This is a genomic window from Pseudomonas sp. Pseusp15, assembly GCF_059492165.1.
The window spans coordinates 3,003,598-3,024,484 of the sequence record NZ_CP168523.1; the positions used below are offsets into that span (position 1 = coordinate 3,003,598).

Genomic DNA, 20,887 nt, shown 5'->3' on the forward strand with positions numbered 1-20,887 from the left:
GCTGCGAAGCGGCCCCCGGCATTCTGTCAGGCACACCGCGTCGGCAGGATTTACGACTGCTGCGCAGCCGAACGGGGGCAAGCCCCCTCGCCACAGGTTATTCGTCAAACGTCTTGGCAATCAATGACGGCGCTTGAGGGTGTCCGAAGGCAATTCGCCGAACTGTTTGCGGTAGCTGTCGGAGAACCGGCCCAGGTGCAGGAAGCCGTAATCCATGGCCACCTCCGTGACGTTGCGCACATTGCAGGTCGGATCGCTCAGGTTGGCGTGAATGCGCTCGAGCTTCTTCTGCCGGATGTAGTTTTTCGGCGTGTCCCCCGCATTGCGTTCGAACAGCCCGTACAGCGAACGCAGGCTCATCCGCGCCTGGCGCGCCAGTTCTTCGCTGTCGATGTCTTGCTTGAGGTTGCAGGCGATGTAATCGACCAGCGCCTCGAACGTGGCCGAGGCTGAGCCGGGATCGGTGCGCATGACGTTGGTTTTCATCAGGCCCAGCATCTTGCTGACCACGATTTGCGCATAGTGCTCCTGCACGCGAGGAATCGGCTCGGAAGCCTCAGCTTCCTGGCAAATCATCGCCAGCAGACCGACGAAACCTTCCAGTTGATTGAGCTGATAACGGTTTTCCAGAAACCGCACGCCCTGCCCCGGATACCGCCAGCGCTGCTCCTCGCACACCGACTCCAGCAGCCGGGTGGGGACTTTCAGGATGAATTTTTCGCAATCACTGGAATAGGTCAGATCCACCGGATCGTCCGGGTTGATCAGCAGCAACTCCCCGGGCGCGAAGTAATGTTCCTGACCGTGGCCACGCCACAGGCAATTGCCGCGCAACAGCACTTGCAAGTGATAGATGCTGTCCAGCGCGCCAGAGGTAACCCGCACGCTGGCGCCATAACTGATGCGGCACAGATCAAGGCTGGCAAACTTGCGATGATCGAGGCTGGCCAGCGGCCGGCCGGCCCTGGGCATCTGCAGGCAATGGTTGCCGACATGCTGATTGACGTAGCCCGACACCGCATACGGGTCGGCATGGTCGAAGATTCTGCTGCGATGACTCAACAATTGCGCTTGCATCATCGGTTCACTCTCATTGTTGTTATCAGTGGCGCCGCCATTCTAGTGTCCTGCCCGAAACACAGAAGGCCACGAGATAAACGGTCGGTTATCTCGTGACCCGGTTCGGCTGCTCGAGAGGTATCAGTCCTCGAGCGCACGCACCCGCTCGTGGCGTTGCTGCTCCTCAGGTTGGGCGGACGACTGCAGGGTGAAGTCGAAATCGATTTCGGCAAAACGACCGCTCACGCCATGGGCCGCTGCACGCTGCGGATCGTCGCTGAAGGTGATCTTGGCGATCAGTTCGTCACGGGTGGCGTAGGCGAAATCGTCATGCAGGTACTGATCGCCATCGAGGTTGATCTGGGTGGTCAGGTGACGATGATCCGGTGCCGAAATGAAGAAGTGAATGTGCGCCGGCCGCTGGCCATGACGGCCCAGTTGATTGAGCAGTTGCTGGGTCGGACCATCCGGCGGGCAGCCGTAGCCCGACGGCACGATGCTACGGAAGCGATAACGACCCTCGGCATCGGTGACGATCCGGCGACGCAGGTTGAACTCGGACTGGGTGGTGTCGAAGTACGAATAGGTGCCGCCGGTGTTGGCGTGCCAGACATCCACCACCGCCCCGGCCAGCGGTTCGCCGGCGGTGTTGAACACCCGGCCCTGCATGAACAGAGTCACACCCGGATCGACGCCGTCATCGAGACGCGCTTCGCCTTGCGACAGCGGCGCACCCGCCACATACAACGGCCCCTCGATGGTTCGCGGGGTGCCGCCGGATTTGCCGGCCTGCTCGTCTTCGGCATCCATCAACAGGTCGAGGTAATGCTCAAGACCGAGCCCGGCAACCAACAGACCGGCCTCCTGCCGCGCGCCCAGCACGTTGAGGTAATTGACGGCTTTCCAGAATTCTTCCGGGGTCACGGCCAGGTCTTCGATGATGTTCACCGAATCACGCAGGATGCGGTAAACCAGCGCCTTGACCCGCGGATCGCCGGCTTCATTGAGCAGGCCGCTGGCTTCTTCGAGAAACTTCTGGACACTGGCGGTGTGGGAAATCTTGACGTTCATGGTGGATCCTCATCTTGTAATTATTAGCGTAGCGAACTGAACAGGCTGGGTTCAGCGGTCATCCTCGCGAATGGAAGAAGGATGCCGGCACAGCGCGTTGACCTCGATGGCCATGTACGGGTACAGCGGCAATTGCATCAGTAAGTCGTGCAGTTCCTGAACGCTGTCGACATCGAACACGCTGTAATTGGCATAGAGCCCGGCGATGCGCCACAGATGACGCCACTTGCCTTGCTCTTGCAGGCGCTGGGCCAGGGCTTTCTCGTCGGCCTTGAGTTGAGCGGCGCGCTCCGGGTTCATGTCGACCGGTAAATTCACGGTCATTTTTACGTGAAACAGCATGATGCCCTCCTCAGGCTTGATGAACGACAGTGGAACTTTTGTCCCGACGGAAAAACGCCAGGCGCTCTTCATCCAGGGTCAGGCCCAGCCCCGGTGTTGACGGGACGTGCAGTTGGAAATCGCGGTAGACCAAGGGCTCGCTGAGGATGTCTTCGGTCAGCAGCAGCGGGCCGAACAATTCGGTATCCCAGCTCAATGTATTCAGGGTGACAAAGGCATGGGCCGAGGCCAGCGTGCCGATTCCGCCTTCGAGCATGGTGCCGCCGTACAGGCCGATACCGGCCGCCTCGGCAATCGCGGCGGTTCGCAGCACGGCGCGCGGGCCGCCGTTCTTGGCGATTTTCAGAGCGAACACCGAAGCGGCGCCTTCCCGTGCCAGGTTAAAGGCATCTTCCACGCACTCGATGGATTCATCGGCCATGATCGGCGCCGGGCTCATGGCATTCAGGCGCACCATGCCGGCGCGGTTATTGCGCGAGATAGGTTGTTCGATCAGGTCGATGCCGTTGGTGCCGAGGATCCGGCAGGCCCGCAGAGCGACTGCTTCGTCCCAAGCCTGATTGACATCGACCCGCACGCTGGCGCGATCGCCCAAGGCCTTTTTGATCGCAATAACGTGAGCCAGGTCGCGGTTGACCTCGCCGGCGCCGATTTTCAGCTTGAAGATCCGGTGGCGGCGCAGGTCGAGCATTTTTTCCGCTTCGGCAATGTCCTTGGCGGTGTCGCCGCTGGCCAGGGTCCAGGCCACCGGCAATGCATCGCGAACCCGTCCACCCAACAGTTCGCTGACCGGCAGGCCAAGGCGCTTGCCCTGGGCGTCGAGCAAGGCGCTTTCGATACCCGATTTGGCGAAGGTGTTGCCACGAATGCTGCGCTCCAGGCGCAACATCACGGCATTCACATTGCCGCTGTCCTGGCTGATCAGCAGTGGCGCGAAGTGTTTGTCGATGTTGGTCTTGATGCTGTCCGGGCTTTCGTTGCCGTAGGCCAGGCCGCCGATGGTGGTCGACTCACCGATACCCTCAATGCCATCGGCACAGCGCACCCGAATGATCACCAGAGTCTGGTTCTGCATGGTGTGCATCGCCAGCTTGTGTGGGCGAATGGTCGGCAGATCGACGATGATCGTCTCGATCGATTCAATGGCTGTTGCAAGCATGTCGCGATACCCGTCAGGTTCTTAAAGTTCTGGAACCGATTCTGGTACGGCTTTTTTCGGGAAGCCAATATAGAATTGGTCTGACTCGATACCTTAAAGGTATTTAACAGATCGACGTCCGGAGGCCCCATGGAACTGCGTCACCTGCGATATTTTCAGGTGCTGGCTCAAACCCTCAACTTCACCCGCGCCGCCGAACTGCTGCACATCGCCCAACCGCCGCTGAGCCGGCAGATCCAGCAGCTGGAAGACGAACTCGGGGTACTGCTGCTGGAGCGCGGCCGACCGTTGAAGCTGACCGACGCCGGGCGTTTTTTCCATGAACACTCCACCGCCCTGCTCGAACAACTGGGCAAGGTCTGCGACAACACGCGGCGGATCGGCCTGGGCGAAAAGACCTGGCTGGGCATCGGCTTTGCGCCCTCGACCCTCTATGGCGTGCTGCCGGAACTGATTCGCCGGTTGCGCAGCGGCGAGCCTCTGGCGCTGGAGTTGGGGCTCTCGGAAATGACCACGTTGCAACAGGTGCAGGCGCTCAAGGCCGGGCGTATCGATGTCGGCTTCGGGCGCATCCGCATCGACGACCCGGCCATCCTGCAGACCGTGCTCACCGAAGACCGACTGGTGGCCGCCCTGCCCGCCGGCCATCCGCTCCTCGCCAGACCCATCAGCCTTCGGGAACTGGCCAAGGAACCCTTTGTGCTCTACCCCGGCAATCCGCGCCCGAGTTACGCCGACCACGTGATCGCATTGTTCGAAGCCAGTGGCGTGCACATCAAGGTGGCGCAATGGACCAACGAGCTGCAAACGGCGATTGGTCTGGTGGGGGCGGGAATCGGGGTGACGCTGGTACCGGCCTCGGTGCAGTTGCTGCACCGCGACGACATTGGCTTCACTCCGGTACTGGAAGACAACGCGATCTCGCCGATTATTCTCAGCAGGCGCGTGGGCGATGTGTCGCCGGGGTTGAATCATTGCTTGCAGATGATCGATGAACTGCTGCCGCGCGACAGTTGAGCCGTAAATGCAATCCGTAGCAGCTGTCGAGCCCCAGCGAGGCTGCGTAGCGGTCGTGAATCCGGCTAATGCGGTCTGCCTGATGTATCGCGATCTCCGATTTTACGACTGCTACGCAGCCGAACGCAGCCTTCGGCAGCTGCTACAAGAAGTCGCGGTTAGGCCACGACACCGGCGAACGCTCGGCGACCGGCACGCATTTCTGTGCGAAGTTCGCCGATCAGGTTGGAAATATCGCGAACACTGATCAGTTTGTCGGGGGATACGCCGGTGATCAACAATTCAATCCGCCCGGTGCTCTGATCGAAAACCTTGATCCGCAAGGTTTCATCATGGTTCACGGTGCATTCGCAGGAGAGCGGCTTGAAACCGGACTCGACAATCTGGCAAAGCTGCTCAATTGAAACCATGACAGACGCCCTCCCTGGACGGCCTCCCGATTGGATCCACTAAGATTAGTCCAGCTTGCGCAATGCGCCAGCGGGTTCAGTGAGCATCCCCATCCCATATCCAATTCCAGATCCCCGGCAAACGAACAGGCTCGGAACTCTGCTTGACGGTGCGCGCCATGGCCGCCCGCTGTAGCGCTGCCGTGTCGTCGTAAAACGGTTTCTGCGCCGTGGCCAGACCGGTGGCGTTGGCACTGTCGAGGAGGATTTGCAGGTATTCGCGGGCATGCCGGGCGGTGTAGCGGTTGAGGTCGTGAAAGGTCACCACCACCGGAATCACCCCATCCACCGTCGGCAACTCGCCAAGGGCTATGCGCTCGCGGACTTCGGACAGCTGCCGCAGCATATTGGCCCGCCGCCGAGGGCTGGCGTTGAAGCCCCAGATCTTGCCGTCATTGGCGCTCAGGTCGGTCAGCAGTACATGCATGCCATGCTGCTGATAAGCAGCGAAGGTGCGTTTGTCGTAGTTCCAGAACGGTGGACGCACCAGGATCGGCGAGGCGCCAGTGATCGCAGCAATGTCTGCGCTGCCGTTGGTCAGCGACTGTTCCAGTTGTTCTGGCTCCAGGGAGCGATGGTTCGTGTGGTGGGGAGTGGCCGTGTGGAAGCCCAGTAGATGCCCTTCGGCCTGTTCGCGCCGCATGAGTTGGCGCCCCACGTCACTGCCGCCGGCGCCCGAGGCTCGGGTCTGCACGAAGAACACGGCTTTGATGTCCGGTTGCAGCGGATTGTGCGCCAGGCTGTCGAGTACAGTGGCGGTCGGGTTGTAAAAACCGGACGCGCTGGGCCCGTCGTCGAAGGTCAGCAGAAAGCGGATCGGCGCCTGCGCTTGCAGACGCTGTTGCGTCTGCGGCGTCATTTCAATGGGCGCGGCGATGCAGCCAAACAGGCCGACAGCGATGGCGAATACGGATAGAACCTTGATCAACTGCTTCATGTTTTGCCTTGGGCCAGACCTTGCGACCGTCACGTTTAATGGCAAAAACCCCTCGCCCATTCATCCTTCGACCGGCCCGCCAATCGCTGCGAGCCGAGGTTGGATAAGGGTACACAGTGTTTGGTTCCAGCGCCTGCTCCCCAGGTGATTGCATTTCAAACTACAAAAACTAAAAAGCCCCGCCATCTATTGGCGGGGCTTTGGGGATGTGCAAACCGATCAGGGCTTCAGCGGGTGTTCCTGGTCGCGGTCCGACAGCTCTTTGCCGTCGTCGGGGTGCTTCCAGTCCGGCGTCGAACGCTTCTGCCGCTCGATTTCTTCCTCTGTCGGTTCATCGGTCTCATCATCCAGGTCCGGACGCTTTGGTTCAGTGGCCATGTCCACCTCCCGTCCTCAAGGGATCATCCGTTAAGCGTAGAACAGTTTCGCGCCGGACGACTCAGAGCCACCAGCGCAGCAAAAAGAAAAAGCCCATGCTCAACAACATGCTGAGCAGAGTATTGCGGGTGTAAAGCACCAGGCCCACGGCCGCCAGCGAACTGATCAGGTAGGGGTTGTCCCACTGCAGGTTCAACTGTTTGTCGGGCATGAACACAATCGGCCCGCAGATCGCGGTGAGCATGCCCGGCACCGCGAAACCGAGGAACTGCCGGGCATTGCTGCTCAAGCGCACCGGCAGCCGAGGTTCGAGAAATACGTAGCGGTTCAGGAACACCAGCAGGCCCATCCCGATAATCACAGCCCAGACCATCATGTGCGCCCCACGTAAAGTTTGTTGCAGATGAACCCTGCGGTCATGCCCGCCAATCCCGACAGCACCAGCGCCGAGCCCCATTGCCAATAGCTGAACAGCACCGAACAGAACAGCGAGACTGCCACGCAAACCACTGTCGGAACGTTGCGCACCACCGGCGTGATCAAGGCGATAAAGGTCGCGGCGATGGAGAAATCCAGCCCCAGGTGTTCAAGGCCCGGAATGCTGCTGCCCAGCACAATGCCCGCCAGGGTGAAGAGGTTCCATGCGATGTAAAACGTCAGGCCCACGCCGAGGGCGTACCAGCGATTGAACTGCTGTTTGTCATGCTGGCTGGTCAGGGCGAACAACTCGTCGGTGAGCAAAAAGCCCAGCCCGATACGCCAGCGGCCCGGCAACGGGGAAATCACCGAACGCATGCTCATCCCGTACAGCAAATGCTGGGAGGTCAGCAGCAACGTGGTCAACAGAATCGAAAAGACCCCGGCGCCGCCCTTGAGCATGCCGATGGCGACCAATTGCGCCGCGCCGGCAAACACGATGCTCGACAGCCCCTGGCCTTGCAGGGGCGTGAGGTTGGCCTCGATGGCCATGGAACCGGCCAGCAACCCCCAGGGCGCGGTCGCCAGGGACAACGGCATGATGGCCGCGGCGCCACGAAGGAATGCAGTACGCGGCATGAATGAGTTGGACATAACGCTCTACAATCAGGAAAAGACTTCAGACTGTGCCAGCAGTCATGGCCGATGGCTTGAACAATCTTGCGCACTTGCAACGACTTCACGATTGACAAATACCCCGTCGGCTTTTAAAACTGGGCGCCTCATTCAGGGTGTAAGCAACCATGTCCGCAACCTTCAACCTCAACACTGTCGTCATTGGCTTGATTGCCAAGGCGCAAGGTTGCGTTGCGCACGCCCCTAAATCGAAGAAACAGTCGCTCATGTGACCGGGGCGCGCTGTCCCGTCAGATGAGCTGACAGGACATTGAGCGCGACGGACACCCCTCCTCTTGCTGACTTCCTTCTACGCTTCTGACGGTGACGAAATCGGTCAACCTTCAGGAGAAAGTGCATGTCATCGTTTCAAGGTATCTGGGTTCCCATCGTTACGCCGTTTCACAATGGCGCGATCGACTTCGCCGGATTGCGGCGGCTGGTCAGTCATCTGCTGGAAAAAGGCGTCGATGGCATAGTGGTCTGCGGCACCACCGGGGAAGCCGCGGCGCTGGCCAAACATGAACAACTGGCGGTGCTCGATGCGGTGCTGGAACAGGTTCCACCAGAACGCGTGGTCATGGGCCTGGCCGGCAACAACCTCACCGAGTTGCTGCACTTTCAAAGCGAAATCCTGAAGCGTCCCCTGGCGGGCTTGCTGGTGCCGCCGCCCTACTACATCCGCCCTTCCCAGGCCGGCCTCGAAGCCTTTTTCAAGACCGTCGCCGATGCGTCCAGCGTCCCGATTATTCTCTACGACATCCCCTATCGCACCGGCATAGCCTTCGAGCAGGCGACCCTGCTCCGGATCGTCGCCCATGAGCGGATCGTCGCGATCAAGGACTGCGGCGGCAACCCAGCCAACACCTTGGCACTGCTCTCCAGCGGTAACGTCGACGTGCTGTGCGGCGAAGATAATCAGATCTTCGGCGCGCTATGCCTGGGGGCCAAAGGCGCAATTGCCGCCTCGGCCCATGTTCATCCCGAGCTGTTCGTGACGCTGTATCAACAGCTTCGCGACAACCGCTTAGCGGCCGGCCGAACGACCTTCTTCCAGTTGCTGCCGCTGATCCACAGCCTGTTCATCGAGCCCAATCCCGCCCCGGTGAAAACTGCCCTGGCCCTTGAAGGATTGATCCGCGACGAGCTGCGAGCGCCGATGCAACGCAGCAGTGAAAGCACGACGGTGCGTTTGAAAGAAGTACTGGCAGCGCTTGAAGGCGGCAATCGATAGAGCACAAGCGTCCAGCCCGAGTACCATGGAGCGATTCACCCAACACGTCAGGGAATCGACATGCTTTACCGAATCGCCGCCGACGGGCTGGTGCTGTCTCACTTGTTGTTCATTCTGTTCGTGCTGTTCGGCGGGCTGCTGGTGCTCAAATGGCGCCACCTGATCTGGTGGCACCTGCCCGCCGCTGCATGGGGTGTGATCGTGGAAGTCTTCCACCTGGCGTGCCCACTCACCGAATGGGAAAACCGCATGCGCCACGCGGCCGGGCAAACCGGTTACGGCGGCGGTTTTATCGAACACTACGTGTGGCCGATCATTTATCCGGCCGGGCTGACGCCCACGATTCAACTGGCACTGGGCAGTGTGGTGTTGGCGCTCAACGTGCTGATCTATGTGCGGTTGTTCCGGCACTGGAAGCATCCGACCCGTTCAGGCAGTAACCACCGGTCCGGTTGAACTCAGTTGGCGATAACACTCATGTTCCGGCCACTGGCCTTGGCCACATACAGCGCCTTGTCCGCGGCGCCGACAATGTCGTCGGGCTGGGCTTGCGAGGCCGGGTCGTAAGCGCAGACACCCACGCTGACCGTGACCACGCCCTCCACACCCTCAACGTGTTTGATGCCGGCCTGCTGAACCGCACGGCGGATGTTTTCCGCTACCAGAAACGCCCCCACGTAGTCGGTACCAGGCAGCACCACCGTAAACTCCTCACCACCGAAGCGAGCCGCGAGATCGCCGGGGCGTTTGATGTTTTCGGTGATGATCGTGCTGATTTTGCGCAAACACTCATCGCCCGCCAAATGACCGTAGTGATCATTGAAGTTCTTGAAGTGGTCGACATCGATCATCAACAGCGCAAGATGGGCCTGGCTACGCCTGGCGCGGCCCATTTCCGCGAGAATGAACAGGTCGAATTGACGCCGATTGGAAAGCCCGGTCAGTGCATCCTCCAGTGCCAGCAACTCCAGGCTGCGGTTGACCTCAATGAGTTTGTCCTGAGTCTCCAACAGATTGTTCTGAATATGATTCTGCTGCTTCATGAGGCGGATCAGGCGATAACCGAGAGCCCCCAGAAACCCCAGCAGCAACAGGACGATGCCCGCACTGAATATTGATTCCTGCCGCCAACTGGCCAGGACTTCATCCTTGTCGAGCCCGGCAAAGACGACAAGCGGATACCCCTCGACCCGTCGAAACCCCACGACCCGCACCACCCCGTCGACAAAGGACCTGACCGTTGCCGTACCGGAATCGCCCTTGGGCAACAGCTGGGTAAACAGCGGCCCTTTGGCAACACTGGTGCCAATATCGGCTTCGTTGAACGGGCGCCGAACGACAATGGTGGCGTCATCGGAGATCAGGTTGATCACGCCGTTATTGCCCATGTCGATGCTGTTGTACAAATCCAGGAAATGCTTGAGGTAGATCGATGCCACCACCACGCCGGCAAACCGGCCATCAGGGTGATTGATCCGGCGTGACACGGTCATGATCCACTCACCGGTCGAGCGACTTTTTATCGACGGACCGATATGAGGACCGCGGTCGGGATGATCACGGTGGTAGATAAAATATTCACGGTCGGAATTATTGGCATTGGGCGGTATGACGTTAATGGCGTTGGCGAGCCAGCGTCCTTCTTCGTCGAACACGAACAGCCCATGGATCTGTACCAACTCACTGCGCTGAGCCTGGAGCAAACGTTGCAGTCGGGGAAATTTTTCCGGTTGCATGCCATCGATTTCGAGGCGGTCCACCAGGGAGAACAGCAGCGTGTCGGCCTGTTTGATCGATGCCTGCGCCTGCGAGGCCAGGGTTTGCGCCAGGTTGGACATCGCCACTTCGCTCTCACGCAGATGGTACTGACGCGAGTTCCAGCTTTCACCGATCACAATGGCCATCAAGGACAGGCACACCGCAATCAGCAGAGAAACCGCGTATCGAACTTTGAGCGTTGTCTCAACCGGCTCGGGCACCCAAGGCGTGGCGAACCGGGTGTGTTCAATACGATCTTTGACGGACGGATGCCCCATGACGCTCCCTGAATCCCTTATGACATGGCGAATTTTCCCGTTCGCCCTTTTAGCGCCAGCCAGCCGTGACCGGCGCTCAAACCATTACAACCCGACACGATAGGTAATTTGCACGAAAACGGTCATCGCAATCATCCGCCGGATCAACGAGGATGATAGCACCCGTTACTTAAGGCTTCCCGCCAGAAACTGCTTCAACCGCTCGCGCCGAGGCTGCTCCAGCACACAGCTCGGTGCTCCCTGTTCCTCCACCCGTCCCTTGGTGGCCAGGGTGCCCGACAGGATTTGCGGGCCAAAGCCTTCCAGAAGCATTTCGCTCTCCTTGTTTTTATTAGTGAAGAGGATGGTCAAACAGAGCGGCCCGGACGGCCGCCCTGTTTCAGGTATCGAGAGGCGTCATTTCGCGCCGTAGACGTCGAAATCGAAGTACTTTTTGTTGATCCGTTCGTAAGTGCCGTTGGCCAGAATCGTCGCCAGCGCTTTGTTCAAGTCTTCGCGCAGCTCGACATCACTCTTGCGCAAGCCGATGCCATCACCGACGCCGAAAAAACCGGGGTCATCCAGGGTGGCACCCGCAAATTCATAGTCCTTTCCCCGCGCAGTGTTCAGAAACCCGTAACTGGCCTGGATCGCGCCCTGCAGCGAGGCATCGAGTCGCCCCACTACCAGGTCGGCGTACACCTGGTCCTGATTCTGATAGGAGAGAATGTCCACGCCCTTCGAACCCCAGACAGCTTTGGCATAAGCCTCCTGGGTCGACCCCTGCTCCACGCCAATACGCTTGCCCTTGAGCGACTCCAGGGAGGGCAGCAAGCCCGATCCACGCCTGACCACCAAACGCGCCGGCGCATTGGACACCTTGTCGGTAAACGCAATCTGCTCCAGGCGCTTGGGCGTAATGGTCATCGACGAAGCCACCGCGTCGAACTTGCGCGCCAGCAGGGCCGGGATCATGCCGTCCCAGCTGCTTTCAACCCAGACGCAGCGAGCATGCAACTCGGCGCAAAGCGCCTCGGCGATGTCGACCCCGAAGCCGGTCAGCGTGCCATCCTGGTTCTTGTATTCCAGCGGTGGGTAGGTCGGGTCGACGCCCAGCCTCAACACTTTGCCGGACCAGTCGGCCGCTCCGGCCAGGCCGGATGCCGTGAACAACACCAGTGATACAGCCGCGATCATTTTTTTCATTGTTATTTTTCCTCTATAGGCTCGCCGAGCCAGGTTACCGACAGCTTTTTGTACAGCCGCAGCGCTTGAAAACGCCGCCGCTCAACGCAGAAAACCCTCGACCAGCTTCACCCAATAACTCGCCCCGATCGGCAGGCAGGCATCATTGAAGTCATAGCCGGGGTTGTGCAGCAGACAGCCGCTGTCGCCCTGGCCATTGCCGATCACCAGATAGCTGCCCGGGCACTTTTCCAGGATGAAAGCGAAGTCCTCGCTGGCGGTGAAGGGGCGCAGGTCGTCAATCATTTGTCCTTCGCCCAGCCAGTCCTGCGCGACCTGACGGGCGAACGCTGTCTGCTCGGGATCATTGATCAACACCGGATGACAATGCTGATAGTCGATATGGGCCTGTGCGCCGAAACTGGCGGCCTGGCCCTCGACCAGCTCGGTAATTCTGAGTTCGAGCAGCCGGCGAACCTCAGGGGTCAACGCTCGCACGCTCAGACTCATTTCGGCGAACACGGGAATGACATTCGAAGCGCTTCCGGCATGTATGGAACCCACCGTGATAATTGCCATGTCCTGCGGATTGACGTTGCGCGACACGATGCTTTGCAAGGCAATCACGATCGAGGCGCACACCACCACCGGGTCGATGGCCTTGTGCGGCACAGCGCCGTGGCCGCCGTGACCGATGATTTTGATCGTCACCGTATCGGCAGACGCCATGAACGGGCCGCTGTAAAACCCCAGATGCCCGACGGGATAACCCGGTACGTTGTGCATGGCAAACACCGCATCACACGGGAACCGTTCGAGCAGGCCGTCTTCAAGCATTTTCCTGGCACCGCCCAGCCCTTCTTCGGCCGGCTGGAAAATCAGATGCAATGTGCCGTTGAACGCCCGGGTCTGTGCCAGGTATCGAGCGGCCGCCAACAGGGTTGCGGTATGCCCATCGTGGCCGCAGGCATGCATCACACCGTCAATCCGGCTGGCATACGGCAGGCCGGTGGTTTCCTGAATCGGCAGTGCATCCATGTCGGCGCGCAAGCCAACGGAGCGCCCCTCACCATTTTTCAGGGTGGCGACAACTCCGGTCCGGCCCACACCGGTGCTGACCTCAAACCCCCACTGCGTCAAAGACTGTGCAACCCGCTCACTGGTGGCGAATTCCTCAAAGCCCAACTCGGGGTGCGCGTGAATGCTGTGCCGCAAGGCGATCATTTCATCCTGGATCGCGGCAATACCAGGCAAGACAGGGCCGGCGTTCATCGTTGTATTCCCTCGATAGGTCTGGGCGGCTGTTGGGGTCGATCTTAGGGAACGGAGTCCGGGCTGGGGAGACGCAGTTTGGTTATGATGACAACCATTGGTTGTCGTCACGGTGAGCATATGAAACTGCATCAACTACAAGCACTGATCGCCAGCGCCGAAACCGGCAGCATCCGCGCGGCCGCTCGCTCGCTGGATATGTCCCAGGCCGCGGTAACCAAAGCACTTCGCGAACTGGAAACCAGCCAGCAGTTGCCGCTGTTCACCCGAACGCCCAACGGTCTGAACTTCACCGAGTACGGCAAAGTGCTGCTGACTCACGCCCGGCTCGTGATCAAGCAACTCGAACATGCGCAGACAGAGCTCGATCACCTGCGAGGCAAGGCTCAGGGGCGGCTCTGTGTCGGGATCACGCCATGGATTGCCTTGACCTTCTTGCCCGAAGTGGTACTGGCCTTTCGGGAGCGAATGCCGGAAATCCGGCTGGAATTGTTCGAAAGCCTGATGGCCGTGGCCCAACCGCTGCTGCGCGATGGCAGCATGGATTTTGCGATCGGCCAGCTTCACCCGACGCAATCAACCCAGGAATTTGCCTGCCAAACCCTGCTCGATTACCAAACGTCGGTGTTGGTCCGCCAGGGCCATGCACAACAGAATGCTCGGTCGATCCATGAGCTGCTGGAGCAGAACTGGACCTTGAACTATGCACCGGACGGTCACGATGGGCTGATGCAGGAGTTGTTCTGGAAACACGGAGCACAAATTGATGAGAGCCGAATCGTCCGCGCCCATTCACTGGCGATCCTGCAGATGATGGTCGAGCGGGCCGACATGTGCACCTGGGGCCCCTCCATTGTGAGTATCGCCCCGCCCTTTCTCGGCCGAGTGGTTTCCCTGGGGCTGACCGAACAATTCGAACCCAGGCAGTTGGGCATCGTGACACGCCGCAATGGTGCGCTGAGCAATCCGGCACTGTGCTTTACCGATTGCCTGTTGCAGGTCATTCGGCGTCATGCCCGCTCGGCCAAAAAGGAAGACCGACAACTCTTTGAAACGCTGCACCTGCGGGTTTGAGAGGGATCAGGCGCGCGTCTGTTTCAATGCCTCAAGCCAGGCCGGATTCAATTGCGTCTGCTCAGTATCGATGCCCAGTGCTTGCATCCGCGCCGCGTGTTGATCCATCTCTCGGGCCAGCTGACTATGGTCGCTGGAGTTGCCGTCCAACTGGTGCATCTGGCTCAGCCCCAAGTGATAAAAGCGCAGCAGCTTCATGGCGCTCGGATCGCTCTGCTCCACCGCCGTCGTCACCTGGTGCATGACGTTGGTGACGCTCATCAGGCTGCGCTTGAGCTGCCAACCATAGACCGCTGGCGCCATCCACTCCTGGCTCCAGAACTTGCCGCGCATCAGCGCCACCGTCAGCAACAACGCGGCAAACACACCGCCCACGTTGAACCGCAGATTATCGCCGCCGGGTTCACCGAACAACGTCACCGCCGCCGTCGACAGCACCATCGCCAGCGCCAGGAACATCAGGGCGATGATCACCGTGCTGCGCCGCGTCTGGCGTCGATAGGTTTCGGCATTCATTGGCTGGATTTCGAACATCGCGACGGGGTTCCTTGCATCGATGGTAAAAGGCGCTGTGACAAAAAGACTGCGAGGCATTATCGCCTCCCCGAAGGATTTAGCTATGCTGGAGCTCCTTTTCATCTTTTCATCGTCAAACGGGAGCATGGCGATACAGCGCAGTTCGTGCCATCTTCATCATGGATACACACTATTCGGATGCCATGCGCCGTTGCTGGCGGGTGACATCGTTTTAAGGATCATTGAATGACCCAACGACATGTAATCAACGCCTCGGTCAGCCCTAAAGGCAGCCTGGAAACGCTCTCCCAGCGTGAAGTGCAGCAACTGAGCGAAGCCTCATCCGGCATCACCTATACCCTCTTCCGCCAGTGCGCCCTGGCCATCCTCAATACCGGCGCCCATGTCGATAACGCCAAGACCATTCTGGAAGCCTATAAAGACTTCGAAATCCGCATTCACCAGCAAGACCGTGGCGTACGCCTGGAACTGCTGAATGCCCCCGCCGACGCTTTCGTCGATGGCGAAATGATTGCCAGCACCCGTGAAATGCTCTTTAGCGCCCTGCGCGACATCGTCTACACAGAAAACGAACTCGACGCCTTGAGCATCGACCTGAGCACCTCCCAGGGCATCAGCGACTACGTCTTCCACCTGCTGCGCAACGCCCGCACCCTGCGCCCCGGCGTCGAGCCGAAAATCGTGGTGTGCTGGGGCGGCCACTCGATCAACACCGAAGAATACAAATACACCAAGAAAGTCGGCCACGAACTCGGCCTGCGCAGCCTGGACATCTGCACCGGTTGTGGCCCTGGCGTGATGAAAGGCCCGATGAAAGGCGCGACCATCGCCCATGCCAAGCAACGCATCCACGGCGGCCGTTACCTCGGCTTGACCGAGCCGGGGATCATCGCCGCCGAAGCACCGAACCCGATCGTCAACGAACTGGTGATCCTGCCGGACATCGAGAAACGCCTGGAAGCGTTCGTGCGGGTTGGCCACGGCATCATCATTTTCCCGGGTGGCGCGGGCACGGCCGAGGAATTCCTGTACCTGCTCGGCATCCTGATGCACCCGGACAACCAGGACCTGCCGTTCCCGGTGGTCCTTACCGGGCCGAAAAGCGCCGCACCGTATCTGGAGCAACTGCACGCCTTCGTTGGCGCAACCCTCGGTGAAGAAGCGCAGCAGCACTACGAGATCATCATCGACGACCCGGCCGAAGTGGCGCGGCAGATGACTCAGGGCCTCAAAGCGGTCAAACAGTTCCGCCGCGAGCGCAACGACGCGTTCCATTTCAACTGGCTGCTGAAGATCGACGAAGGCTTCCAGCGCCCGTTCGACCCGACCCACGCCAACATGGCCAACCTGCAATTGAGCCGCAACCTGCCGCCCCACGAACTGGCCGCCAACCTGCGCCGCGCGTTCTCCGGCATCGTCGCCGGCAACGTCAAGGACAAGGGCATCCGCCTGATCGAAGAACACGGGCCGTACCAGATTCGCGGTGATGCCGAGGTCTTGCAGCCGCTGGACCACTTGCTCAAAGCCTTCGTCGCCCAGCACCGGATGAAACTGCCGGGCGGCGCAGCGTATGTGCCGTGTTACCAAGTAGTGGCTTGATACGCAAAACCCTGTGGAAGCGGGCTTGCCCGAGATGGCCCGCTTGCAGAACCACCGGAAACAAGAAACCCCGCGTGATGCGGGGTTTCTTGTTTTTGGGGACTGAGTCAGTGGAGCCCACTGTGGCGAGGGAGCTTGCTCCCGCTGGGTTGCGAAGCGACCCCAAATCCAGCAACCGCATTTTTCTGGCACACCGCATATGCCGGTTTTGCGACTGCTGCGCAGCCGAGCGGGACGGTGCGGCGATCCGACAAGCTCCCTCGCCACAATGGGTCACTCAGTTCTGAGTGATCGAGGTTATCCAGCACCCGGTTCACCGCCAACTCCCCAAGCATGACCACCGATTGAATCCCCAACATCACATTGCGATGTGGCATGTCCATCAGTCCGGCGAACTCACTGAGCATCATGCTCGCTGACGCCAGGGATTCGCAGGCGTTGACCAGCAGGGTTTCGTTATCGACCTTCGTACCCACATGGTAAATGGTGCTGGGTTTGCGCTTGGTGGCTTTGGGGATGGGTGGTTTGAGGTAGTGGTCGAGGGCGCGGTCGGCGGCTTCGTGGAGTTTTTTCGAATCGAGGGATTCGTAGGGGGAAATGTCGTCGGTTTCCGGAGGATTTGGTGTTGGTTTGAACATAAATGAAGCTCCTTGATCAGTGGAGCCGACATCTACCGCTGCTAAACGAAGAAGGTGGCGGCTGTACGCGGGTTAGCAGACCAGGGATCAAGGAACCCGGCGCACCGAAGTGCCCCACGCATAGCCGCCATAACGCGAATGGCGACACTGACGTGCCTTGATATTCATCGAGCTGCTAAACCCGATCGCTGATTCGTCAGCGACCCGGAAACGATAGAGCCCGGCCTCAAGGCGCACAAGCCGGCGGATTCTGGCGTAGTCGTAGGCAACGGCGCAAGGCTGTGTAGCCTGAGTGAGTATCTGGAGATGTCGATTAAACATCGCCTGTTTATTGGTCTTACTGTGGATTTTGCGGTGGATGGGCTGGCCTCTTCGCGAGCAAGAGACTTGGCCTGCCCGTAGCAGCAGCCTCGCGGGCTCGGCAGCTGCTACAACAGATCGCTTACTAATCGCGCCGCAAGAGACTTGGCCTGGCTCGCCACATCAGTTACCGCCGTGCTCTCCCACCACATGCCGCGCAACGGTGGCCCCATGGCGAACAAACGGCTGGCGACCTGCCCGTCGGCGCTGAGTACCGCGCCATCCACCGCCGCAGCAATGCCCAACGCCAACGGCCCCGGCCGTACCAGCCCGCGAGCGAGCAATTGCTGGGGCAACGGCCGCGCCACCCGGCGCCAGTCGTATTCGATGCCGCTGGAGTTGATCAGCGCCGCGCCATGCACCACGCAGGTTTGCGCCTCACCACGACGACGAATGCGGATGGTGGCCTCACCGTCCGACGCAGGCTCGAGCCCCTTGAACGATGCGGCATGAATCCGCAACCGCCCTTCCCCATGCAGCCGCGCCACCAACTCGGCACTCAACGGCGGCGAGCGATGGTGATGGCTTTCCCACCATGGCCGCACATGCCGCACAAATTGCCGGCGTTGCACATCGGTCGCCTGACTCCACAACCGCCCGATGTGCGCTCGCACCGTGTCCAGCGGCGCTTGCCAGTCGATGCCTTGAGCAATGGCATCGCGACAATGCCGGCGCAGTTCGCGCACCAGCTGACGCGGTGTGCGAATACTGTGGTCCTCGGCGAGAAAATCCACCCACGCCGGCGGTTGTCGGCGCACATGCGGCAGCAAACCATGACGGGAGAACACTTCGATCGGCCCACGATGCCCGGCCTGCTCCAGCGACACCACGGCATCGACCATGGTCAGGCCCGAGCCGATGATCAGCACCGTCGACTGTGGATCGAGTTGACGCATGGCGGCCACATCCCACGGGTCGAGTGCAGCTGCATTCAAACCGCTGGACTCGGTCTGCGGCGTGCGGGCGGCGGGAAACATTCCGGTCGCCAACACTGCGTAAGCGCCCTGCAATTGTTGCCCATCACTCAGGCTCAACCGCACCGAATCGCTCAACGTTTCCAGGTCCACCACCTCGGCCCGCACATGTTCGACACGCGCCCCCTTCAATGCGCCCACCGCCTGCGCTTCAGCCAGACGCTGCTGCACATAAACGCCAAACAACCCGCGCGGCGGAAACAGTTCACTGACCGGCACATGTTGCTCATCCGACTCCGGCCAGCCACCGGCGGCAATGTGTTCGGTCAGCCAGTGGGTCAGGTCATCGGCGTTGTCCGGGTCGACGCTCATCCGCGCCGCGTTACCGTTGAGCGTATGGCCCAGCTCCACCGCACTGTAGGCTTCGCCACGGCCCAGTTCTGCTCGCGGCTCGATCACCAGAACCCGGCGTTGACCGGGCAAGCGCAACAACTGCGCCGCCAGCATCGCGCCACTCAGGCCGCCACCGATGATCAGGATGTCAGCGTGGCGGATGGCGTCGCTCGCCTGTCCGCGTGGGGTCTCAGTCATGGCGTTCTCACTGGTCAATGTTTACCTGAATAGAAGTCGTGCGGATCGCCCCGTGTCAGTCACTCACCGGACGCTAGCCTGTGAAGCGTACTTGAGTGCCACGTTAATATTTTGCTCGGCCATCAGGAAGCTCACCTGCTCGTCTCGATGCCATCCCCACTGTTTCTCAGGAGCCGAACCTGAATATAATTTTCTTTTATTTCAACAGGTTGAATAATTATTCAAGAAACACTTGCAGCTTTAAAACAGCAAAGTGTTTATCCAGTGTTAGCCGGTAAACAGTCAAATCACCACATTACGCACAAACCGCGCCGCCACGTCCCCATCATTGCGATAAGAATGCGGTTGATGACTGGCAAACATAAAGAACTCGCCAGCCGCAATTTTCTGCGGCTGACCGCCAAGCATCAGGGTCAGGCAACCTTCGAACACATAAAGCTGTTCGCTGTAGCCTTCGGCATCCGGCTCCGAGGGGTAATGCTCGCCTGGTTCCAGGCGCCATTCCCAGAGTTCTACTTCGCGGGTGGCGGTGGCTTTGGCCAGCAGCACCGCTTTACTGCCCGGGATCGTACCGGCCCAGGCCAGTTCGTTGATGCGGCTCGGGTCGCGGGCGTCGGGGGCCTGGATCAGGTCGCTGAAGGCCACGTCCAGCGCTTCGGCCACGCGGTCGAGCGTGGTCAGGCTGACGTTCTTCTCGCCGGCCTCGATGGCCACCAGCATCCGGCGGCTGACCCCGGACTTTTCGGCCAGGGCGCTCTGGCTCATGTCGGCGGCGTGGCGCAGACGTCGCACGTTCAGGCTGACGTGCTGGAGGACTGAAGCCCGTTGGGTGGAATCTTTGTGCACTATATTGCTCACTGGGTGGCGTTGCGCAGTATACTGCCCAACTTCGGGCGCATTGTGCGTCTCCCTCAGATGGCGCGCAAGGTCATGACGTCAATGAACGCTTCTCATACTTCCCCCCGTTTCTCCCGGTTCAGCAAGGCCGAGTGCGTGCTGGTGCTGATTACCATGGTCTGGGGCGGGACCTTTTTGCTGGTGCAGCATGCGATGACCGTCAGCGGGCCGATGTTCTTCGTCGGGCTGCGTTTTGCCGCGGCGGCGAGCCTTGTGGCGCTGTTCTCCTGGCGCCATCTGCGTGAACTGACGCTGTTCGAACTCAAGGCCGGGGCGTTTATCGGTATGGCGATCATGCTTGGTTACGGCTTGCAGACCGTGGGTTTGCAGAGCATTCCCAGCAGTCAGTCGGCGTTTATTACCGCGCTGTATGTGCCGTTCGTGCCGCTGCTGCAATGGCTGGTGCTGGGGCGTCGTCCGGGGTTGATGCCGAGCATCGGGATCATGCTGGCCTTTACCGGGTTGATGTTGCTGTCGGGGCCTTCCGGCGCGTCGTTCAATTTCAGCCCCGGTGAAATCGCCACATTGATCAGCGCCGTGGCGATTGCCGCGGAAATCATTCTGATCAGCACCTATGCCGGCCAGGTCGACGTGCGCCGGGTGACGGTGGTGCAATTGGCGGTGACGTCGGTGCTGTCGTTCCTGATGGTGGTGCCGACCCAGGAAGTGATTCCCGACTTCTCGTGGTTGCTGTTGTGCAGCGCTTTGGGCCTGGGCGCGGCGAGTGCGGCGATCCAGGTGGCGATGAACTGGGCGCAGAAGAGTGTGTCGCCGACTCGGGCGACGTTGATCTATGCCGGGGAGCCGGTGTGGGCCGGGATTGCCGGGCGGCTCGCCGGGGAACGCTTGCCGGCGATTGCGCTGGTTGGGGCGGGGTTGATTGTGGCGGCGGTGATTGTCAGTGAGTTGAAGACCAACGGGAAAGTTGTTCCCGAGATCGAAGAAGATTCGGTACAGGAAACCGAACACTGATCGTTCCCACGCGTGGGAACGATCGCGATCTCCTTTGAAACAATGATAAACAGGGTTTCTGCGTCTATCTTGTAGGATTCTGCGACAGCTTGGCG

Annotated in this window: 22 protein-coding genes and 2 pseudogenes; 6 read left to right on the top strand and 18 right to left on the bottom strand. The window is 60.1% G+C overall.

The genetic code is table 11. From position 1 onward, the window contains the following. Positions 1-120 precede the first annotated feature (120 nt). From ACEN8R_RS13420 to ACEN8R_RS13435, 4 genes are all read right to left on the bottom strand, one after another. Positions 121-1,080 carry an AraC family transcriptional regulator gene (locus tag ACEN8R_RS13420; RefSeq protein ID WP_018927993.1) on the bottom strand — a complete coding sequence of 320 codons (960 nt, stop codon included), beginning with the start codon at positions 1,078-1,080 and terminating at the stop codon, positions 121-123. A gap of 120 nt (positions 1,081-1,200) precedes the next feature. Beyond that, positions 1,201-2,130 (bottom strand): catechol 1,2-dioxygenase, encoded by a 930-nt coding sequence (gene catA, locus ACEN8R_RS13425; RefSeq protein ID WP_018927994.1) that lies wholly within the window; start codon positions 2,128-2,130, stop codon positions 1,201-1,203. 51 nt (positions 2,131-2,181) lie between these two features. Continuing rightward, positions 2,182-2,472: a muconolactone Delta-isomerase gene (catC, locus tag ACEN8R_RS13430; RefSeq protein WP_007936026.1), complete on the bottom strand. Its 291-nt coding sequence runs from the start codon at positions 2,470-2,472 to the stop codon at positions 2,182-2,184. Between the two features lie 10 nt (positions 2,473-2,482). Continuing rightward, complete coding sequence (locus tag ACEN8R_RS13435) at positions 2,483-3,631, bottom strand: muconate cycloisomerase family protein (RefSeq protein ID WP_018927995.1); 1,149 nt, start codon at positions 3,629-3,631, stop codon at positions 2,483-2,485. 129 nt (positions 3,632-3,760) lie between these two features. On the opposite strand from ACEN8R_RS13435, the gene ACEN8R_RS13440 reads away from it, so the two are divergent. Beyond that, complete coding sequence (locus tag ACEN8R_RS13440) at positions 3,761-4,648, top strand: LysR family transcriptional regulator (RefSeq protein WP_018927996.1); 888 nt, start codon at positions 3,761-3,763, stop codon at positions 4,646-4,648. A gap of 158 nt (positions 4,649-4,806) precedes the next feature. Here ACEN8R_RS13440 and ACEN8R_RS13445 read toward each other — a convergent pair whose 3' ends face one another. The 5 genes from ACEN8R_RS13445 to ACEN8R_RS13465 all read right to left on the bottom strand — a co-directional run bounded on the left by ACEN8R_RS13445 (position 4,807) and on the right by ACEN8R_RS13465 (position 7,483). Next, positions 4,807-5,058: a DUF1652 domain-containing protein gene (locus tag ACEN8R_RS13445; protein ID WP_018927997.1), complete on the bottom strand. Its 252-nt coding sequence runs from the start codon at positions 5,056-5,058 to the stop codon at positions 4,807-4,809. A 76-nt stretch (positions 5,059-5,134) separates the two neighbouring features. Then, positions 5,135-6,034, bottom strand: coding sequence for a polysaccharide deacetylase family protein (locus ACEN8R_RS13450; protein ID WP_018927998.1), 900 nt, complete (start codon positions 6,032-6,034; stop codon positions 5,135-5,137). Positions 6,035-6,253: 219 nt separating this feature from the next. After that, on the bottom strand, positions 6,254-6,412 hold the full coding sequence (locus tag ACEN8R_RS13455) for a hypothetical protein (protein ID WP_018927999.1): 159 nt from the start codon (positions 6,410-6,412) through the stop codon (positions 6,254-6,256). 61 nt (positions 6,413-6,473) lie between these two features. Then, a complete protein-coding gene (locus tag ACEN8R_RS13460) occupies positions 6,474-6,785 on the bottom strand; it encodes an AzlD domain-containing protein (RefSeq protein WP_167331190.1) in 312 nt (103 codons plus the stop codon). Continuing rightward, positions 6,785-7,483 (bottom strand): AzlC family ABC transporter permease, encoded by a 699-nt coding sequence (locus tag ACEN8R_RS13465; protein ID WP_018928001.1) that lies wholly within the window; start codon positions 7,481-7,483, stop codon positions 6,785-6,787. Before ACEN8R_RS13465 ends, ACEN8R_RS13460 begins: the two co-directional genes overlap by 1 nt. Positions 7,484-7,862: 379 nt before the next feature. Between ACEN8R_RS13465 and dapA the strand changes: the two genes are divergently transcribed. After that, positions 7,863-8,738: a 4-hydroxy-tetrahydrodipicolinate synthase gene (gene dapA, locus ACEN8R_RS13470; RefSeq protein ID WP_018928002.1), complete on the top strand. Its 876-nt coding sequence runs from the start codon at positions 7,863-7,865 to the stop codon at positions 8,736-8,738. Between the two features lie 60 nt (positions 8,739-8,798). Next, complete coding sequence (locus ACEN8R_RS13475; protein WP_258613732.1) at positions 8,799-9,194, top strand: DUF2784 domain-containing protein; 396 nt, start codon at positions 8,799-8,801, stop codon at positions 9,192-9,194. A gap of 2 nt (positions 9,195-9,196) precedes the next feature. On the opposite strand, the gene ACEN8R_RS13480 is transcribed toward ACEN8R_RS13475, so the two are convergent. The 4 genes from ACEN8R_RS13480 to ACEN8R_RS13495 form a co-directional block, all read right to left on the bottom strand. After that, entirely contained in the window at positions 9,197-10,774 is a 1,578-nt protein-coding gene (locus ACEN8R_RS13480) for a sensor domain-containing diguanylate cyclase (protein ID WP_495624966.1), read from the bottom strand. Between the two features lie 165 nt (positions 10,775-10,939). Then, positions 10,940-11,086, bottom strand: coding sequence for a hypothetical protein (locus ACEN8R_RS13485; RefSeq protein WP_495624967.1), 147 nt, complete (start codon positions 11,084-11,086; stop codon positions 10,940-10,942). 84 nt (positions 11,087-11,170) lie between these two features. Next, positions 11,171-11,950: an ABC transporter substrate-binding protein gene (locus tag ACEN8R_RS13490; protein ID WP_374707279.1), complete on the bottom strand. Its 780-nt coding sequence runs from the start codon at positions 11,948-11,950 to the stop codon at positions 11,171-11,173. Positions 11,951-12,040: 90 nt separating this feature from the next. Further along, positions 12,041-13,210, bottom strand: a complete 1,170-nt coding sequence (locus ACEN8R_RS13495; RefSeq protein ID WP_495624968.1) for a M20 aminoacylase family protein — start codon at positions 13,208-13,210, stop codon at positions 12,041-12,043. Between the two features lie 84 nt (positions 13,211-13,294). Here ACEN8R_RS13495 and ACEN8R_RS13500 point away from each other — a divergent pair, with 84 nt between their 5' ends. Then, positions 13,295-14,284: a LysR family transcriptional regulator gene (locus ACEN8R_RS13500; RefSeq protein WP_169342477.1), complete on the top strand. Its 990-nt coding sequence runs from the start codon at positions 13,295-13,297 to the stop codon at positions 14,282-14,284. Positions 14,285-14,290: 6 nt separating this feature from the next. Here ACEN8R_RS13500 and ACEN8R_RS13505 read toward each other — a convergent pair whose 3' ends face one another. Beyond that, positions 14,291-14,818 (bottom strand): DUF3087 domain-containing protein, encoded by a 528-nt coding sequence (locus ACEN8R_RS13505; RefSeq protein WP_495624969.1) that lies wholly within the window; start codon positions 14,816-14,818, stop codon positions 14,291-14,293. A 228-nt stretch (positions 14,819-15,046) separates the two neighbouring features. Between ACEN8R_RS13505 and ppnN the strand changes: the two genes are divergently transcribed. Beyond that, a complete protein-coding gene (ppnN, locus tag ACEN8R_RS13510) occupies positions 15,047-16,420 on the top strand; it encodes a nucleotide 5'-monophosphate nucleosidase PpnN (RefSeq protein WP_018928007.1) in 1,374 nt (457 codons plus the stop codon). 290 nt (positions 16,421-16,710) lie between these two features. Here ppnN and ACEN8R_RS13515 read toward each other — a convergent pair. The 4 genes and pseudogenes from ACEN8R_RS13515 to ACEN8R_RS13530 all read right to left on the bottom strand — a co-directional run. After that, positions 16,711-17,058: pseudogene (locus ACEN8R_RS13515) on the bottom strand (DUF6124 family protein); the annotation flags it as partial. 428 nt (positions 17,059-17,486) lie between these two features. Further along, positions 17,487-18,923 carry an FAD/NAD(P)-binding protein gene (locus tag ACEN8R_RS13520; protein WP_495624970.1) on the bottom strand — a complete coding sequence of 479 codons (1,437 nt, stop codon included), beginning with the start codon at positions 18,921-18,923 and terminating at the stop codon, positions 17,487-17,489. Positions 18,924-18,982: 59 nt separating this feature from the next. Next, positions 18,983-19,073: pseudogene (locus tag ACEN8R_RS13525) on the bottom strand (ABC transporter ATP-binding protein); the annotation flags it as partial. Positions 19,074-19,205: 132 nt separating this feature from the next. Beyond that, on the bottom strand, positions 19,206-19,769 hold the full coding sequence (locus tag ACEN8R_RS13530; RefSeq protein WP_018928010.1) for a helix-turn-helix domain-containing protein: 564 nt from the start codon (positions 19,767-19,769) through the stop codon (positions 19,206-19,208). On the opposite strand from ACEN8R_RS13530, the gene ACEN8R_RS13535 reads away from it, so the two are divergent. Beyond that, positions 19,764-20,792 carry a DMT family transporter gene (locus tag ACEN8R_RS13535; protein WP_018928011.1) on the top strand — a complete coding sequence of 343 codons (1,029 nt, stop codon included), beginning with the start codon at positions 19,764-19,766 and terminating at the stop codon, positions 20,790-20,792. The two genes, ACEN8R_RS13530 and ACEN8R_RS13535, sit on opposite strands and share 6 nt — an antisense overlap. The last annotated feature ends 95 nt before the right edge of the window (positions 20,793-20,887 follow it).

Coding starts and splice junctions, on each gene's coding strand:
- ACEN8R_RS13490 (WP_374707279.1), bottom strand. CDS start 11,950: ATGATCGCGGCTGTATCACTGGTGTTGTTCACGGCATCCGGCCTGGCC.
- ACEN8R_RS13440 (WP_018927996.1), top strand. CDS start 3,761: ATGGAACTGCGTCACCTGCGATATTTTCAGGTGCTGGCTCAAACCCTC.
- ACEN8R_RS13455 (WP_018927999.1), bottom strand. CDS start 6,412: ATGGCCACTGAACCAAAGCGTCCGGACCTGGATGATGAGACCGATGAA.
- ACEN8R_RS13500 (WP_169342477.1), top strand. CDS start 13,295: ATGATGACAACCATTGGTTGTCGTCACGGTGAGCATATGAAACTGCAT.
- ACEN8R_RS13445 (WP_018927997.1), bottom strand. CDS start 5,058: ATGGTTTCAATTGAGCAGCTTTGCCAGATTGTCGAGTCCGGTTTCAAG.
- ACEN8R_RS13485 (WP_495624967.1), bottom strand. CDS start 11,086: ATGCTTCTGGAAGGCTTTGGCCCGCAAATCCTGTCGGGCACCCTGGCC.
- ACEN8R_RS13435 (WP_018927995.1), bottom strand. CDS start 3,631: ATGCTTGCAACAGCCATTGAATCGATCGAGACGATCATCGTCGATCTG.
- ppnN (WP_018928007.1), top strand. CDS start 15,047: ATGACCCAACGACATGTAATCAACGCCTCGGTCAGCCCTAAAGGCAGC.
- ACEN8R_RS13505 (WP_495624969.1), bottom strand. CDS start 14,818: ATGTTCGAAATCCAGCCAATGAATGCCGAAACCTATCGACGCCAGACG.
- ACEN8R_RS13450 (WP_018927998.1), bottom strand. CDS start 6,034: ATGAAGCAGTTGATCAAGGTTCTATCCGTATTCGCCATCGCTGTCGGC.
- ACEN8R_RS13495 (WP_495624968.1), bottom strand. CDS start 13,210: ATGAACGCCGGCCCTGTCTTGCCTGGTATTGCCGCGATCCAGGATGAA.
- catC (WP_007936026.1), bottom strand. CDS start 2,472: ATGCTGTTTCACGTAAAAATGACCGTGAATTTACCGGTCGACATGAAC.
- ACEN8R_RS13520 (WP_495624970.1), bottom strand. CDS start 18,923: ATGACTGAGACCCCACGCGGACAGGCGAGCGACGCCATCCGCCACGCT.
- ACEN8R_RS13480 (WP_495624966.1), bottom strand. CDS start 10,774: ATGGGGCATCCGTCCGTCAAAGATCGTATTGAACACACCCGGTTCGCC.
- catA (WP_018927994.1), bottom strand. CDS start 2,130: ATGAACGTCAAGATTTCCCACACCGCCAGTGTCCAGAAGTTTCTCGAA.
- ACEN8R_RS13460 (WP_167331190.1), bottom strand. CDS start 6,785: ATGGTCTGGGCTGTGATTATCGGGATGGGCCTGCTGGTGTTCCTGAAC.
- dapA (WP_018928002.1), top strand. CDS start 7,863: ATGTCATCGTTTCAAGGTATCTGGGTTCCCATCGTTACGCCGTTTCAC.
- ACEN8R_RS13465 (WP_018928001.1), bottom strand. CDS start 7,483: ATGTCCAACTCATTCATGCCGCGTACTGCATTCCTTCGTGGCGCCGCG.
- ACEN8R_RS13420 (WP_018927993.1), bottom strand. CDS start 1,080: ATGATGCAAGCGCAATTGTTGAGTCATCGCAGCAGAATCTTCGACCAT.
- ACEN8R_RS13475 (WP_258613732.1), top strand. CDS start 8,799: ATGCTTTACCGAATCGCCGCCGACGGGCTGGTGCTGTCTCACTTGTTG.